At 29.8% G+C, this 17,625-nt stretch carries 14 protein-coding genes and 3 tRNA genes; 9 read left to right on the forward strand and 8 right to left on the reverse strand.

Annotated features, from left to right (window positions below):
• Positions 1-10 precede the first annotated feature (10 nt).
• The 5 genes from MHN29_RS16275 to cyoE form a co-directional block, all read right to left on the reverse strand.
• Entirely contained in the window at positions 11-658 is a 648-nt protein-coding gene (locus MHN29_RS16275; RefSeq protein ID WP_235275572.1) for a hypothetical protein, read from the reverse strand.
• A 63-nt stretch (positions 659-721) separates the two neighbouring features.
• Positions 722-1,060 carry a cytochrome C oxidase subunit IV family protein gene (locus MHN29_RS16280; RefSeq protein WP_150899378.1) on the reverse strand — a complete coding sequence of 113 codons (339 nt, stop codon included), beginning with the start codon at positions 1,058-1,060 and terminating at the stop codon, positions 722-724.
• Between the two features lie 18 nt (positions 1,061-1,078).
• On the reverse strand, positions 1,079-2,062 hold the full coding sequence (locus tag MHN29_RS16285; RefSeq protein ID WP_150899379.1) for a cytochrome c oxidase subunit 3: 984 nt from the start codon (positions 2,060-2,062) through the stop codon (positions 1,079-1,081).
• A 56-nt stretch (positions 2,063-2,118) separates the two neighbouring features.
• The gene (locus MHN29_RS16290) at positions 2,119-2,703 is read right to left on the reverse strand and encodes a cytochrome c oxidase subunit 3 (RefSeq protein WP_150899380.1); all 585 of its coding nucleotides are present in this window, start codon (positions 2,701-2,703) and stop codon (positions 2,119-2,121) included.
• Entirely contained in the window at positions 2,703-3,605 is a 903-nt protein-coding gene (cyoE, locus tag MHN29_RS16295) for a heme o synthase (RefSeq protein WP_235275573.1), read from the reverse strand. Before cyoE ends, MHN29_RS16290 begins: the two co-directional genes overlap by 1 nt.
• Positions 3,606-3,778: 173 nt before the next feature.
• Here cyoE and MHN29_RS16300 point away from each other — a divergent pair.
• The 9 genes from MHN29_RS16300 to MHN29_RS16340 all read left to right on the forward strand — a co-directional run bounded on the left by MHN29_RS16300 (position 3,779) and on the right by MHN29_RS16340 (position 8,801).
• A tRNA-Gly gene (locus tag MHN29_RS16300) sits at positions 3,779-3,850 on the forward strand.
• Between the two features lie 20 nt (positions 3,851-3,870).
• Positions 3,871-3,956 (forward strand) — tRNA-Leu (locus tag MHN29_RS16305).
• Positions 3,957-4,021: 65 nt separating this feature from the next.
• Positions 4,022-4,107 (forward strand) — tRNA-Leu (locus MHN29_RS16310).
• A gap of 301 nt (positions 4,108-4,408) precedes the next feature.
• Positions 4,409-6,274 (forward strand): histidine kinase, encoded by a 1,866-nt coding sequence (locus MHN29_RS16315; protein WP_235275574.1) that lies wholly within the window; start codon positions 4,409-4,411, stop codon positions 6,272-6,274.
• The gene (locus MHN29_RS16320) at positions 6,267-7,010 is read left to right on the forward strand and encodes a LytTR family DNA-binding domain-containing protein (protein WP_235275575.1); all 744 of its coding nucleotides are present in this window, start codon (positions 6,267-6,269) and stop codon (positions 7,008-7,010) included. The genes MHN29_RS16315 and MHN29_RS16320 overlap by 8 nt, the downstream gene beginning before the upstream one ends.
• A 111-nt stretch (positions 7,011-7,121) precedes the next feature.
• Positions 7,122-7,862: a hypothetical protein gene (locus MHN29_RS16325; protein ID WP_235275576.1), complete on the forward strand. Its 741-nt coding sequence runs from the start codon at positions 7,122-7,124 to the stop codon at positions 7,860-7,862.
• 232 nt (positions 7,863-8,094) lie between these two features.
• On the forward strand, positions 8,095-8,295 hold the full coding sequence (locus MHN29_RS16330; protein ID WP_235275577.1) for a hypothetical protein: 201 nt from the start codon (positions 8,095-8,097) through the stop codon (positions 8,293-8,295).
• A gap of 35 nt (positions 8,296-8,330) precedes the next feature.
• The gene (locus MHN29_RS16335; protein ID WP_235275578.1) at positions 8,331-8,534 is read left to right on the forward strand and encodes a hypothetical protein; all 204 of its coding nucleotides are present in this window, start codon (positions 8,331-8,333) and stop codon (positions 8,532-8,534) included.
• A 66-nt stretch (positions 8,535-8,600) separates the two neighbouring features.
• A complete protein-coding gene (locus MHN29_RS16340) occupies positions 8,601-8,801 on the forward strand; it encodes a hypothetical protein (RefSeq protein ID WP_235275579.1) in 201 nt (66 codons plus the stop codon).
• Between the two features lie 708 nt (positions 8,802-9,509).
• Here the strand turns inward: MHN29_RS16340 and MHN29_RS16345 are convergent.
• Genes MHN29_RS16345 through MHN29_RS16355 form a run of 3 tightly spaced genes read right to left on the reverse strand, consistent with a single transcriptional unit; the run spans position 9,510 to position 17,551 of the window.
• Complete coding sequence (locus MHN29_RS16345) at positions 9,510-9,944, reverse strand: tetratricopeptide repeat protein (RefSeq protein ID WP_235275580.1); 435 nt, start codon at positions 9,942-9,944, stop codon at positions 9,510-9,512.
• A 20-nt stretch (positions 9,945-9,964) separates the two neighbouring features.
• Positions 9,965-14,167, reverse strand: coding sequence for a DUF6443 domain-containing protein (locus MHN29_RS16350; protein ID WP_235275581.1), 4,203 nt, complete (start codon positions 14,165-14,167; stop codon positions 9,965-9,967).
• Between the two features lie 6 nt (positions 14,168-14,173).
• The gene (locus tag MHN29_RS16355) at positions 14,174-17,551 is read right to left on the reverse strand and encodes an RHS repeat domain-containing protein (RefSeq protein WP_235275582.1); all 3,378 of its coding nucleotides are present in this window, start codon (positions 17,549-17,551) and stop codon (positions 14,174-14,176) included.
• Positions 17,552-17,625: the final 74 nt, after the last annotated feature.

Consider the following 17,625-nt stretch of genomic DNA (forward strand, 5'->3'; position numbering starts at 1 on the left):
TTGTAAGTTTTTAGATTTTTCTATCAGCATTGTTCTTTTTTAATGCCAAACGATATTCTGCTAATACCACCTTAACATCATCTTTCATTTTACTATTTAACTCAGCTACCGATTTCATATTATACCCAAACAGCTTTCCATTTGCACTATCTTCATCATCAGTTCTTCCTCTTAAGTGCATTTCTTTATCTACAATAAAAGCTTTTGATGTATGCAAGGCATTATCTAATGATTGGTTAGTTTTAAAACTATCAAACAACACTTTTATTTCTGCTTCATTAGCAAATACAAAATTCCATTTAATCATATTTGTAAATGCTCCTATGTCTTTTTGAAGTTTTGCAACTTTATCTTCCATTCCTTTCGGTGCAATTACGATTAATTGAAAATCTTTAAACCCATAAAATGGCTTGTAAATCTTTTCATTTAAATTAAATAATTCTCCTTTTGCTTCCTCAATATTAGTTCCTAGAAAAGTAACAATTGATATTTTTCTATCAAACGTATACTTTTTATTTATTGATGAAACATCTATTACATTTTCAGTAAGTACTGGTAGTTTTGCAAAGTTATTGATTCCTAATGATAAGAATATATAAAATAACAAGGGCACTATAAATAATGCAAATAAGACTATGTGTTTTTTTGTTACCTTCATTTGATTTCAAATTAAAGACAAAAAAAGGTGGTTAAAACCACCTTTTCTTTCAATTTTATATAATTACCATTTTACTAATGGCGCTAATGTTTCATATAAATAATCTCCTTCTATCAATACAATAAATAATAAGTAAGATATTAAGAAAACTCCTGTCCAAACAATTGATCTTCTAAACCATGTTTTTTCACCTTCTAAGTGCATAAAAGCCCATGCAATGTAGTATGCTTTTGCAATTGTTAAGATAATGAAAATCCAGTTTAACCAACTAGTTCCCCATCCATGTAAATGTAACGATGCAGGCTTAATGATACCTAATACAACCTCTACAGTTGTTATAATTGTTAAGATTGCTAAAACAATCCAAATTCTTTTTTGATTCGATTCGTGTGCGTGACCCATTTTACTATCGTTTTTTTATTATACTAAGTAGAAGAAGGTAAATACAAATACCCAAACTAAATCTACAAAGTGCCAATATAAACCTACTTTTTCAACCATTTCATAATGTCCTCTACGCTCGTACGTTCCTAGTACAACATTAAAGAATATGATTATATTAATTAAAATCCCTGAGAATACGTGGAATCCGTGGAATCCTGTAATAAAGAAGAAGAAATCTGCAAATATTGGATTACCATACTCATTTACTTTTAAGTTAGCTCCTTCAACAACTTGAGTTGCTAAAGCTAATTGCGCTAAACTTTCTTCTCTAGATAAAATTATCTTTTGTTTAGTTTCTGGATTTAATTTTTCAGTTCTAATTCTTAAAGTAGGATCAGCTTTAAAAGCTTCTTGTACTTGTGCCACTGAATACTGAGAAATTGCTGGTTCTTGATCAAACCATAATCCATTCTTACGAGTGTGGTGGATTCTGTCGTCTTTTCTGTCAGTATGTACAAAATCGGCTAACGCTATCTGATGTCCATCTTTTACAAATTGTATAATATGGTTATCAGAAGTTTTAACTGCTCCGTACGAACCGTTAATAAAGTTTTTCCACTCCCATGCTTGTGATCCAACGAAAATAATACCAAAAACAATCGTTGCAAACATATACCAAGCTACTTTCTTTTGTTTCATTTGATGACCTGCATCTACCGCTAACACCATTGTTACCGACGATACAATTAAAATAAATGTCATTAATGCTACATAATACATTGGTGCATGTACACCATGTAACCCTGGAAAGTGGGTAAATACCTCATCGGCTATAGGCCAAGAGTCAATAAACTTAAAACGTGTTAAACCGTACGCTGCTAAAAAACCTGAAAATGTTAATGCATCAGATACGATGAAAAACCACATCATCATTTTACCATAACTAGCGCCAAATGGTTTTGCACCACCTCCGCCCCAGGTCTCTTTGTTGTCAGAATTTACAGCAATATTTGCTCCCATAAATCTCTTTTTGTTAATTTTTGTTAAAACAGTGCGCCAAAATTACGCATTTTTCATCATCTTATGAAATAGAAAAAGAAAAATAGATAAATCCATAATACATCTACAAAATGCCAGAAGATTGCACCTAACTCAAACCCAAGCATATCCGCCGATGAATATTTCTTTTTAAAATGATTATAAATTACTACTAATAACACAATTACACCCGCTAATAAGTGCAGCACATGTAAAAATGTTATCCCTATTATAAAAGAAGTAGACACTGTACTTTCTGGTCCAGTAAAATACAATCCTACAGCTTTTAATTCGTTAAATCCAACATATTGTTGCCATACAAAGCCTAATCCTAGCACTAAAGTTGCTAATAATAGCATGAATGACACCTGAATTTTATCCTTTTTTAAAAATTTTTGCGATAGTATTAATGTAATACTACTCATTACTATTAATACTGTACTTACATAAAATGCTTGTGGCAATTCGAAAGTAACCCAATCTTCACGATTCATACTTATTACATACGCACTTGTAAGTCCTGCAAAAAACATTACCATACTAATCATTGAAATCCATAACATTGGTTTCGCTGATTTTCTTTTACCCGCTCTTAACTCTTCTTGTAAAGTTTGTTCACTCATTAATGTAAAAATTTATCTACCACATATATAATGGGTACTATTGTAATATAAAAAACACTTGCTAACATTAATTTTCGTGCATCAGTGTTTTTTTCTGTTTTGTATAATTGAAATGCATAATACAACATTAACATCCCTAATAATAATATAATAACAGCTGTTACTGGATATATATAAAACTTTCCTGTTACTTTTAATACTGGTGCAACAGACATTAATATCATTACACAGGTATAAAATATAATTTGCACAATAGCTCCTTTGTCTTTTTTATCCATAGGTAACATATGTAATCCTGCTTTATTATACTCTTCATACTGTAACCAACCTATCGCCCAAAAATGTGGGAATTGCCAGAAAAATTGAATCATGAATAAAAAGCCAGCTTCAATTCCAAAATTTCCTGTGGCAGCTACCCAACCTAACATAAAAGGAATTGCTCCTGGGATTGCTCCTACAAAAACTGCTAAAGGAGTTACTGCTTTTAATGGAGTATAAGCACTCGTATATAAGAATATTGAAATTGCTCCAAATAATGCACATTTAGGATTAATGGCATATAATATAGCTATTCCAGTTATTGTAAATATTGTTGCTATGATTAATGCTGTTGTTACGGACATTCTACCTGCAGGCAATGGCCTATTTTTAGTACGTTGCATTATTGCGTCAATATCTTTTTCTATTACTTGATTAAATGCATTTGATGCGCCTACCATAAAGTATCCTCCAATAGCTAATAATAGTATTGTTGTATAATTTATATTTTCTGCTCCTAAAAGATATCCTGTAATAGATGTGAATACCACACTAACCGATAAGCCAACTTTTGTTAATTGTTTAAAATCGTTAAAGACTGATTTTAAAGAGGTTTTTGTATTTACAGATGAAACGGTGCTCACTTCTTATTTTAAAATTTCTGCAAAGATATTTCTTTCTTATGTAATCGCAATAAAATTTATTGGTAATTAAATTTAAAAAAAATAAAAAATTGCTTTGTAATTCAAAAAATGGTGTTATATTTGCACCCGCATTCGGAGCAATGCACAAGTTCTTTAAAATAATTTTTGACTACGCGAAAGTAGCTCAGGGGTAGAGCATCACCTTGCCAAGGTGAGGGTCGCGGGTTCAAATCCCGTCTTTCGCTCAATCCTTTTAAGAGATTATGCTGAAGTGGTGGAATTGGTAGACACGTTGGACTTAAAATCCAATGAGCCGTAATGCTCGTGCGGGTTCAAGTCCCGCCTTCAGTACTAAGCCTCGCTTTCATTAGCGAGGCTTAATTTTAAAAGTAGTCAAAATAAATATATTATACCATGCTGAAGTGGTGGAATTGGTAGACACGTTGGACTTAAAATCCAATGGGCCGTAATGCCCGTGCGGGTTCAAGTCCCGCCTTCAGTACTAAACCTTAACATTTGTTTGTTAAGGTTTTTTTATTTTATAAAAGTTTTGTTTCAAAAAATAACTTTCCCTGTATTATTCAAACTAAAAACCTAATTGTACAGAAAGTTACTAATCCATCTTCATCTATTCACAAATAGTAATCAACGTTGTTAGTACCAAATTAGAAGGCATTATAAAATTTTACTCCTTTTTATCCTACAACCACACGTTCTTAAAAGTTATTTTTAAACAAATTATATAAATTGATAAAGATTTTTAATCTTTGAGTCTTTATTGCTATATATAAATCCCCCTACTTATGAAATATAAGCTACTCTTTGGCTTCATCTTTTTTCTTGTTTGTTGTACAAAGCAAAATTTATTTAGAGATACTAATAAAGTTATTAGACTACAAAAATTAGCAGAAAAAAGTAATGGTGACTCTATTTTCTATTATGTGAAAAAAGCGCAAAATATACTTAACAAAACAAACAAAATAGCAGATACTTTAATTATTGAAAACCTTTTCTTAACAGGAAATTATTACAAACAAAAAAACATACTTGATTCTGCTAGACACTTTTTCCATCAAACATTAACTTTAGCTAAGAAAAATAAAAACAGAAAAAAAAACATAAAGTACTTTAGAAGTGCTTGGGAAATGGAAGAACTGCAGGATAATATTGGAAATGCAATTAGTATAGCTAAAGAATACATTAATATACCTAGCAGCAATAAAAAGGAGTTTGTTGGTGATTTGGTATATGTTTATAACTATCTAGAAAGAGCGAATTTAGATTTAGGTAATTACAAAGAATCATTATACTATAATGCTAAAACTCTTAAAGCCGCAGAAAAATCTTTAGATAATGACATGTATATAATTACAGCCAGCTCTAAAGCTTCTACTTTTTATGATTTAGAAAAAAAAAGCGAGGCTTTTAAATTATTAGATAGTATTAGTACCATAAAATGTGGAATAGATGGAAAAAGACAGTTAAATAGAGCTTATGGTACTTTATATTTTTATGAAGGTAAATTTCCTAAAGCAATAGAATACTTTAAGAAAGTAATAGTATTAACCAAAAAATATAGAAAGTTAAAAGAAACCAAAAATACTAAGCTAGACCACAATTATAATTTCATTGAAGCCTACAACAATATTTCTGAAGCCTATTTATATAATAAAAACTACTCACAAGCCAAAAGTTATTTAGACACCTCGAAAACCTTCATACATAGTAATTCTTATCAACCTCTTATTGATTTTTATGATAGTTTACGTTTTTTACTAAGTTACAGAACAGGAGAAAATGAAAATGATATTTTACATGAATACAAAACATTAATTAATAATAACAAAAAAAGACTTCAAGAAAGAATAGGTGAAAAATTATACGCGTTAACAATAGCTACTGAAAAAGAAAGAATTGCTACTAATCTTAAAAATCAAAGTGAGTTAGACAAAATAAAACTAATTTCCTTATTAGTATTTTTTGCATTATTAATGCTTGTAGGCGTCTTACTTTATAGACAACGAAACCTAAATTTTAAAAAGCAAGAAATACAAATGCAACAAAGACTATTAAGGTCACAAATGAACTCGCATTTCACTTTTAATACACTATCTGTAATACAAAATCAGATTAAAGTCAACCAAGAAGCAGCAACAGCTTATTTGTTAAAGTTCTCTAGATTATTACGCTTAATACTTAACAATTCTTTATATAATTACGTACAAATAGAAAACGAACTCGAATCGTTACAAAAGTATCTTGACTTGCAATTAATTAGATTTCAAAATAAGTTTGACTATAAAATTACGCTAGACAACTTTGAGATAGACGATTTATTATATATACCTCCAATGTTAATTCAGCCTTTTATAGAAAACAGTATTGAACACGGTTTCTCTCAAATAGACTATAAAGGACATATATCAGTTAACCTAAAGCTACTAAATAACAAAAAACACATACACTGTATTATAGAAGACAATGGCATAGGGTTAAACAACAAAAACAACACTAATGCATTCAAAAAATCAATCTCTACCGATTTAATTTTTAAGTTTATTTATAAAGCTACAAAACAAAAAATCAGCATTGTAGATAAAATAAATCAAAAAGAATCTGGAGTTATAATTAAATTTTTAATCCCCTACAAACATTCCGAAAATGATTAGAACAATAATAATAGATGATGAAAATTATATTAGAGAAGCTATTAAAGAAAAATTAAAAACATCATTTAATAAAGACATTAAAATTGTAGCTGAAGCTTCTAATATAGAGGAAGCTATTACTAGTATTGAAAAAGAAAAACCTGATTTACTTCTCTTAGATATCCACTTAAAAAAGGGCACTAGTTTTGATATTCTATCAAAAATATCTTATAAAAATTTTGATATTATTTTTATAACTGCATTTGATGAACATGCTATTAAAGCTATTAAAACAGGAGCTTTAGATTATATATTAAAGCCAATTGATGATATAGAGTTTAATGACGCCATTAATAAAGCTATTAAAAACTCCAAAAAAGAAAATAATTTAGAAAAACTAATTGAAATTTCTAGTGATTATTTTAAAGGAACATCTGAAAAACGAATTGTTTTAAAAACCTTAGAAGATGTTTATATTATTTATGAAAAAGACATTTTATACTGTAAATCTGAAGGAAATTATACAACATTTTATATCCAAAAATTGGATAAAATCATAATTTCAAAACCTATAAAAAAAATGATCGAATTATTATCAAAAGATGTTTTTATTCGATGTCATAAATCTTATTTAGTTAACAAAAAACATGTGATAAGATATAACAACAAAAAAGGTGTGTTAATTATTAATTCTGAAATACAAATTCCAGTTTCTAGTAGACGTAAAGATTATGTGTTAAAAGAAATCTTCAAATAACGATAATGAATCTATTCAATATACTTACTGAATTACTCATACACGTTCATACAATTTAATGATTAAGTAATTATAAATATTTTACATTTAAAAAGTTAAACACCTATACTTATGCTTAAAAAATTAAATAGATTTATAATACTTATATTCATAATCATATCTTGTAACAAAGAAGAAACGGAAATTGTATCTGAACTTAAAAATAATTTACGTTTTAACAAAACTAAATCTATAGATACTGCAACCTCAAACGCATTTCAAGCAAAATTACAGTGGATTTCTTTTTTAGTAACAGAAACAATAATAGATAACCCCACTGCCAAAGAAGAATTTATTAATATTTTAAACAATAGCAATGTTAACAATGTTATAAGGTTAAATGACTTATTTAACCCAAACAATTTAAAGTTTATGAATGGTTTGAAAAAAAAATTTGATTGGTATCAATTTCAATCTCTAAATGACGGTACTGTTAGACCCCATAATAGACCAAGACCAGGAAGCGGACCAACCCATTCGCCTATTACAAATCAAATTTCAAGTGAATTTGAATTATACATAAACTCTCTCCTTAATGAAGATTGTTTAGAATTGTATTTACCTAATGGAATACCTTCTCAAACAACATCAATTTCAATACTTCGTATCATATCATCAGCACACCCCTTAAACAACTCTAATTACAACAATGAAGCTTATGATTTTTCTAACATACGAGACACCAAAGCAACAGAAATCAACGATACCACAAGAAGTTATATGATAATAACAAGACCATTTAGGAATGCACCACCTAACAATTGTAACTATCAAGAATATATAGGAATAGATTTTAAGAGTTTTCTAAATTAACTCTGCTTTAATCATATTTCTTAAAAACCTTTAGTCCATTAGCTAAAGGTTTTTTTACACCAGAATTTAAACGTTCATGAAATTATATAAGTCGTTCATGAATCCACTATTGCAAATCATTTTTAATATACTCATTTTTAAACTGCTAGCCTTAAAAAAAGGCTTCATAGGCGTAAACGTGCACGTCTTTAGATATAAAAAGTCACGATAAATTAATCTATAAAATCTAATTATGAAAAATTTATTAAAATTAGGAAGAACATTAAACAAAACAGAACAACAAACCATTAATGGTGGTATTAATTTCACTAAGTTCCCTGGAATATGTAGTAATGACTGGTGCAGCAATATTACAGGTCGTTGCTGTGGATTTGATGAAAATGGTAATTACGGATGTGTAATTGCTCAAGAAGGATCAAGAAACTGCAGATAAGCATAAAACACATATTATTAATTTATAACTTTATTATGAAAAATTTATTAAAATTAGGAAGAGTATTAAAAAAAACAGAACAACAAACCATTAATGGTGGATTTTCAAGTCGCGGATGTTCTATTCAATCTGAATGTTATTCAGCATCTGATTGTATTTCCTTTAAAGGAAATTGTAAATTTCAATGTTTTTCTCCATCAGCTGATTGCCCTGGAGTTTGTGTAGGTACACCTATATAATTAACAAATATAACCTAGTAATATCCTTTGTATTGCTAGGTTTAAATTGATTATACAACTTTAATTATGAGAACAATTTTAAAACTAGGAAAAAAATTATCAAAAGAATCACAAAAGTATATAAATGGAGGAACCTCAAGACACGCTTGTTCTACTAAATCAGAATGCTATTCAGAATCTGATTGCATTTCCTTTGCTGCAAACTGTCAATTCTTATGTGCATTTCTTTCTCCTGAAGGCCCTGGCATGTGTATAGGGATACCTTAATATTTTCAGTTAAACTCAGTAAACACAGTATTACTGAGTTTTTTAATAAAGTAACCTATCTTATCATTTATATCCTTACTGTTTTTCTTTAAAACAAACTCTATAAGAAGAGTCAAGCAACAAGTAACCTATTAATAATTTATTTTATCAAATATAGATCAACGAGAACTAGAACATAACCTATCCTTTTTTCTCCATGGATTTAAAAAAATTATATTTCTATTCTTATAGCTTTTAAGGAAATATTTCTTCAATTTCATATCTTTAATAAGAGTTAAATATATCCTAATACAATATTCTCCTTTCCTTGTATCTATATCTACTATCACATTATTATTTACTATAGAAACTATTTTAAATTTGCTTACACTAAAAAAATCTACAGTTTAACCAGAGCTATTCTTCACATATTTATTAAGATCATTCATCTGCTTCATATCTTTCATAAAATTTTGAATAAAATCTTTTTTGCTAGTTGAAAAATCTTGAGAAAACAATGTAACAGAGACTGGTTTATCTGATTTGGAACTTGATAAAAATATTGTTGATGCTGTTACGAGTTTACAAAATCTGAACAATGAAGATAGATAGCATATTTTCACTACGATTAATGCATTAATTCGAGACGCTAAAGCTTGCAATACTTACGCATAAAAAAAACCACAACTTTCGCTGTGGCTTATATTTTCCAGCTATTTTTATTTTGTATTATTCTGTTATCCCTAACTCTTCTGCTCGTTCTAACCAATAATCTGCTAGTACTTTATCTTCTTCGACACCAATACCATAATGGTAACACCTGCCTACTTCATAAAAAGATTGCTTTTCTCCTCTAATGCTTGCCTGTAAATATAACTCAAAAGCTTTGTCTAAATCCTTATCAACACCAATACCCTTTTCATAGCAAACACCTAAATCATAAAATGCATCAGGATGCTTTTTTTCTGCTGATTTGGTTAAGTAATCAATAGCTTTATTTATATCTTTTTTTACGTGTGTTCCGTGAAGATACCAAGTTCCAAGCGCATAATAGGCTTTTGGATTATTGTAATTGGCGGATTTGTTAAGTAATTCAAAGGCTGCTTTGTTATTATTAGCTTTCGCTTCATAAAGTGCTTTGTTATATAATCTATCTCCTTTCATTAGTTTAATAATATTTTTTATTAGTTTTTTGGTGGCCAAGGACCTTTATGTCCTGGCGGTCTTTTTCTTGGAAGTCTCCTTTTTGCATCTCCTCTTTCGCCTCCTCTATCTCTAGACTTTCTAGCTCTTCCCTTTTGGTGTTTTCCTTTTGTACTTGGTCTTGCTCCAGATGTATGTTCAGCTCCTGCTGCTTCTCCTGCATCAGTAGCATTTTTAGAAAATTCTAAAGTAGTATCTGAATTTGCTATATCTACTACTAAGGCGGTAATAGCCGCTCCCAATAAAATAAAAGGAATAGCAACATCATCAGCCACGCCAACTCCAGTTACATCATCAGCTAGCAATACACCAGAAGTAGCTAAACCACCCATCATTATCTCTCCAGAGTTATCAGCTTCATTTTCTACTTTTGTAGAAGTTACATCGACGACTTGGGTTTCGTCTCCAATTGAACCTTCATTAATTTTAGAAATATCGCCATCTTCTTCAAAATTATAATGGTCTCCATTTTGGTCTTTACCAACAAAAGATTTATCAATGTAAGTACCATCAATACCAGCCTTATCTAAATCTTCTTGACTATTGATATTTTCATTATAAACAATTTTTCCATCTTTATCCTCATACCAATCCGTTGCCTTCATTCCATCAGGGTCAATAAAAAAGATAGGGTTATTAAAGGCAAAGTTATAAGGTGAGAATCGTCTCATTTTTTCAGCCAATGGGTCAATCTGCCACCATCTACCTAATGCAGGTTCGTAGTTTCTTGCACCGTAATCATACATATTAAGCCCTAAATCTTCTTCGTGTTCCTTACCATTGTATTTATAAGGATGTTCCGTGCCATTTACCACATTATTATATCCTTTATGTTTTAAACCAAAAGGATAATAATTAGATTCCTCTATAATCTCAATATTGGCATCTATTTTTCCATTATCATCATTGTCTGTATATGATAATCTTACATTACCCAAGTGATCCTTGTATTGATATACATAATCAAATGATGAAATTTCACCACTATTTTCAACTACCGGTTTTACATATCCCTCTGGGTGATTAAAGAACTGTAACACATCTGCCCCTGCTCCAGTTTTTTTATAGATATATTTTCCCGCATATTCTGTAATAGTTATATTCCCATCATTATTTACAACCTTTTTTAATTTTACTCCACTTGCATCGTATACAAAATTTATTTTTCGTGTGTCTAAATTATTAAATTTAACCTCTATTGGTAAATTCAAATGATTATATATAATACCATCTGTAGATGCAGTACCAATTCCTTTATTTAAATCTCGAAGCATATTACCATTTTGATCATACTTGTATTCTTCATCTACATTTACACCATCTTTAAAACCATAAGTACTATTTCCTCCGAGCAATTCTTCTACTTTTATTAACTTATTACTTGTATTATTATTTGAGTAGGTATATTTTAGATTATCCATCAATCCATATTCTGTAATATTACCGTTAGTATCTATTTGAGTATGCCCCCTCCTCTTAAGAGTTAAAATATTACCATTTTTATCATAAGTAATTCCTGACACATCATATTTATCACCAATAACACCTTTAGCACTGATAAGTCTATTAAGTGCATCGTAACTATATGTATATGTTTTGGAACTTTTATCTGTACTTAATGTACTCCAAGTTGCTTGACTTACATTTCCATTAAATAAAGCTGTAGCTGTATTTGTTGGTTTATTATAAGCTAGGCTAAAGTTAAACAAATCATTATCTTCTATATTATCTTCATTTATCTTTTTCAACCACCCTCTTACATTATAAGTATAATCTACCTTCTGAAGCCTATTATTCCCTGATTTTCCTCCTACGCCTTTGTTTTTCAGTTGACCTAATTCATCATAATTGTTTTCTACTATCACTTCACTATTACTTCCTTTAGAAATAACATAACTAATTGAGTTTCCTACAGAAGACTTTACTTCGAAGCCTGGTTTTAAAGTAATTGAGTTATTATCTGTTACTATCTGCTTCCCTTCTAAAGCAATCACTTCTTCAAACTCTATATTTGTTGAATTTGATGAATTATCACAATCTTTTAATGTACTATCACCAACACACTGTTTCTGAGACAACAATCTTCCCGCATGATCATATTCAAACTTATTTATTATAACAATATCTTGCTTTCCTGTTTTTTTATGAGTAGACTTAGATTCTAGAGTTCTACCTACAAAACTCAATTTAGTTTCAACTATATCAGTTGTTTTCAACTCATCGTTCTTAGAATATATATAAATAGGACGAGCCTTATCATCATAATAAGTAACAGTAGTTATCCATTTATCTGTCCCTAAGACCTTTAATTTACCTCCTGTGGTCAATCCTCTTAACTGAGTTGATGAGAAATCCACATCATATACATTACTTACTGAAGTTCCAGCTCCTACACGGTTAAAAATATAGTTATCATAATAATTTACTGCTAATACTTCTAAATTAATATTAGGAAAACTATTATTGGTATAATAAATACCTAAACTTCCCTCAATGTTAATTTTCTCTTCAAAATAATCTGATGCATTAATATTTACAGAATTAAAATATGATTGCATTTGCTTTTGAGACAATAAACTCCCATGTGTATAAATACCTGAATAAATTACTCGACCATGTACATCATACTTTATAAACAACCATTTATTTACCTCTCTCAAATTAGGACCTTGTGTCAACACCGGTCTATCTAAATCATCATATATTGTATATTCCCAATCCTTTCCAGGGATTTTCTTTGCTGCCAATCTATTTTTCCTATCATATTTATATTGATAACATAGTTCTGATAATTCTGTCAAGTTTGGTTTATCTGTTTGCGGTTCGGACTTTGGGGGTAATACATAAGTTAAGTTTCCATAATCATCGTAGACATAATAGGTATCCACTACTTCAGTATTAGTGATATAAGCACGCTTTAAAACTACTTCTCCTTCTTTATTTTTAAACTCTTCTATTGTATTTGTTTTATCGAAACCTGAATGATTCTCGTTTTTGGTAATTGTTTTATACAATTGACCTGCATCATAATATGAGGTTCCTCCTATTAAAGAAGGAGTATAAGTTGATGTTAATAATACTTCATAGATTCTTACTTCTTCAACTTTATTAGTTTTATATTCAAACTCTATCTCATGTCCTCCTCCTAATCGCCAATCATAACCTGGAGCAGCCAGTTTTTGAATTCTATTTAATGGTGAATTTTCAAACTCCTTTTCTGAAAACGGATTTGGATATTGTGCGTTTATATCAACCGGATATTGTGTTTTATAATAATCATTAGTCGCTAACAAAGCACCTTCTTTTAAATATTTTCCTGTAGATGTTGTTGCATAAGGTAAATATGTCTTTGCTTGACGTCCTAATGCATCATATTCTATATGCGTAACTATATCTTTTTCACTTGCACTTTGTTTTATTCCTATGTTTTGTTTTGCTCTTCCCAAACCATCATAATAAGAAATATTTCGTAGAGCATCTTTTGTATTTGTTAAATTTGAAATATTAGTAGTAGCTATTTGTGGGATAACAGTATATACATAATTTTCATTACTAAATCCATTCGTTGATTTACAACTAACACCTCCCAAAGTTACTTCTATTGAGCTTGATTCAGAACTCCATATTCCATTAATATTTCTGGCACGTAAATAATATTTCCCCGAGCTAGACACTGTGTATGTTTCATTAAAATTCGACATACTAGTTCCATTACTATTAGTTCCTTGCCAATACCAAGTTACTCCTGTTGGAGATGTTTTCTTTAATAATGTAACGCTTGAGCAATCCTGGCTACTAATAACAGGAGACATAGGCGTTAATGGTAAAATTGAATTGTTTACCGTAACCGAAGCTATACCTTCTATAATTCCACTACTACTTGTTCCTGTGTATTCTATTAATTTGTTTCCTGAACTAGTCCATTTTATCGTAACACTATTAATATTTTGACTAATTATAGTAGCTCCTGATACATTCCAATTGCCAGAATTAATAGTAGTACCTGAGGAAGCATTTACCCTATATGTGTAAGTATCATTTATATTAACTATTTTCTCTCCTTCAATATTAACAAAGCTTTCTCCTGGTCCTTCTATTATTTTTAAATCTATTTGAGAAAACAAACTATAACTCACCAAAAAACTCAGTATACCTATTAATTGGCTTATTGTATTTTTATTCATAGCTATTTAGTTTTTATAATTATATCTATATTCTTTTAAAATTTTTCCTTGTGAATCTTTTATAGATTTTAATCTATTATAGTCATCATAACTATAATAGGTAGTTTCTCCTCGAGGATCGGTAATACTAGTAACTCCTATTAAAGGATCATAAGTATAAGTAGTAATTTGTGCATTTGATAATCCAGGTATTACACGTAAATTGTTTAACGCAATTCGTAAAGCTCCTTCTTTCCCTAAATTCCCTATGGTTCTATCATTATCTTCATTTGATTTAACCTGAATATTATCAATATAACTAGAAACTTGTGTTAAAGTAGCATTTTCTATTTTAGCAATTGGCTCAGTTTTATTATAACCCCAAATATACACCACATGTGTTCCATCTTTTTTACCTATTTCTACTGGATTCCCTTTACTATCATAATTATAATAAACAAATCTATCTTTTAAGTTTTCTGAACCTTTTAAGAGTTGGATTATTTCTGGTAGATAAATACTAGATGGATTATGGTTATCATTATAAATTATTTTTTGATGTGATAATAACTTATCGTCTCTATAATTTAAAACCTCTAATGGCTCTACTATACGATTTTCTTGGATTAATCTAGCATTATTTACATCATGGGGGTATTTTGTTTCGGTTTTTAAAATTTCTCCCTTACTATTAGTTACCTCTAATCTAGTCTGTTGTAAGTGATTTATTAAATTATCGTAAAAATACTTATTTGTCGTAGTTATTGAATTTTGACTATCTGTAAAATATTCTTTAATTTCTTTCTTATGTAAATATACAACATCCAAATCATGAGAACTAATATCAAAATTTAAAGAATATGCATTGTTAGATTCTCCAAAAAAGTCGTCGCTAGAATTCGAATCAATAGCATATATTTTCCTAACCTGAAAACCATCAGGGTTGACTGTGAACGTGTTTAAAGTTTCTCTAACTGGTGAAGCATCATTTTCTTTATACTCCTTAACATTTAATATTAAACCTCTCAAATGGCTTTTGTCTGATAAATTATTTGAGGGTCTTGGAGATCTTGACCCTGGTATATTTGATGTTTCTTGATATTCAATAAAATCAGAAGGAGGATATAAAACATTTGGAGGAGGAGGATTTGAACCTATATTCCATGAATGGATTTCAGATGACTCCCAATGTATTTTTGTTTTTTCTTCATCAGGGTAATCATCAAATGCTGTTAATCGATACTCTGTTTTCCCTCCACCATTTATATCAATTACTACATGTGAATATCTTATTAAATCTGATGCTTGTAAATATTTAGCATAACTATATCTTGTAATATACAAGGCAGCTCCATTATATGGAGGAGATACTCTTGGTACTAAATGAAGCTTTTCTTTATCATACAATCTTCCCGCTCCATTTCCTTTCCATTGTCTTAAATGAACAGGAATTTGACCACTTGATTGATCTGGAGAACCTGGTAATGTATATTTGAAGTTTTTAACTATTGGATTATTATCTACTTCTTTTTCTTTAATAGATTTTATTCTTAAACCACCTGTTGGAACTTTTTTCCACCCAAAAGTAACGGAACCATATACAGTTTTATAATCATTCAATTCATAATCATATTCAATACTCCCTCCTGTAGGAAAAATAATCTCTTTAAGCATGCACGATTTTGCTCTTAACTCATTGGGAGACCTATCTCCTCCAGAAAGATCTCTTCTACTAGCAGATCCTGCATTTCTATTAAGTTCAGGAATTAAAGTATTCACAGAATTAGCATTAAAATACCCCCAAAAATCTTGTTGATGAGAGTTTTTTTCTGGTAATATTAATGAATCATAATAATTAAATTTATAAAAACCTGTATGTAAAGCTCCTCCATTTTTTTTCTTACTCAAACCGCTCAACATCAACCTCTTACCATTGTGCCCAGAAACTGAAGGGGTATTAAAATAACTGTAGGAAAATATATATTGTAACACTTCATTATTATTCATATCCCTCAATGAAATATTGCCTAATGAATGTTTTTGGTTTTTTATATCCTCTCTATTAACTCCATTATAAGTAAATATAATTTTAGATCCATTAGAACTATTTATTTGGCTTAGTCTTTTTTTATAACTTAATTGTGTTTTGTTATCTCTATTAAAACTTCTAGATGTTGTAGAACCATAGCCAGAAGAAAAGTTTCCTGGTGGAGTTGTTCTTATCCAACTACCTTCTTTTTCATAGTGAGTTGGCACATAGAAATCCTGTTGTACAGAAACTTTAGTTTCAGTTTCAAAATCAGGCTCATTAACATATAGATAATCTAAAGTGCTCCCTACTATTGACTCTGCTCTTGAAATGTACCATTTTGAAATATACTCCGACACATGTATACTCTCATCTATATCCGGTGTATTTCTGAACCAATTGTCTCTTACAGGTGAATTAGAAGTTTCAGTTCTAGTTTTTTCATAATAATTTGTATTATGTGGAAAATAAAACTTCATTCCATTTTCAACAGTTATTATCCATTTCCCTTCATTATTTGCCATTGGTCCAATCGGAGAAGATATTTTAACATTGGGATTATAAGGTATTGGAGTTGGAATACCTTTCTCATCAAAAATAAACTTACCTGAATATCCTCCTGGGCATTTAAAATGAAATACATCTGGCTGACCATCCATAACAACTTCTAACATTGCTCCTGCAGCAGTAATATCAGACAAATCCTGTCCTAAACTTGGTCCATAAGATGGCCTATATCTGATATGGTCAATAACCCCATTCTTATAATTTTTAATAAAATTATTTATTTCATCTCCTACCGTTTTATTATTTAAAGGTTTAACTGGCCAACCTAAAGCATAAGGTGCTTGAGAGCTAGAGCCGTGATAAATAGTCCCCCCCCAATTCGCATGGTCTAACCATCCATTCAATAATGATTGCCCGTTAATAAATTGAATCTCATCCTTTGGTATCGGGTCTCCTTCTTTATAATCTGGTATACCATTTGGCCATATCAATGCATCATCTGGAATACCTTTAACTTCTCTTATAATGTAACCCCCTGCATCTAAATCCCAACCTAAACCAACATCACTAGCATCTTCATTTACCCTTATTCCTGAACCAGAAATATAATTAAGACTAATTTTATCAAATAATTCTTTTCCCCCAATTGTGAAGAATGGTATTTGTGGTTGTACAACACCTTTACTTAAATCTACATTATCATAAGATATATCAACTGATAATGATCCTACTTCAGGCGGTTTAACATTTACTTTTAATTGTAATTCTTGAACTTTTAATTGTGAAAATACTTTTTGATTCTTATAAAGAAAACTTAAGATTAGGAAACAGTAAAAAACTCTTCTACTATTACATAGTTTTTTTTTCATAGTTTTTTTTTATATTAAATTATTTGAATACACTTCATTTACAGAAATTTTGATTTTTAACATCTATTACTCAT

It is taken from the genome of Tenacibaculum sp. Cn5-46 (genome assembly GCF_022347705.1).
GTDB classification, from domain to species: domain Bacteria; phylum Bacteroidota; class Bacteroidia; order Flavobacteriales; family Flavobacteriaceae; genus Polaribacter; species Polaribacter aiptasiae.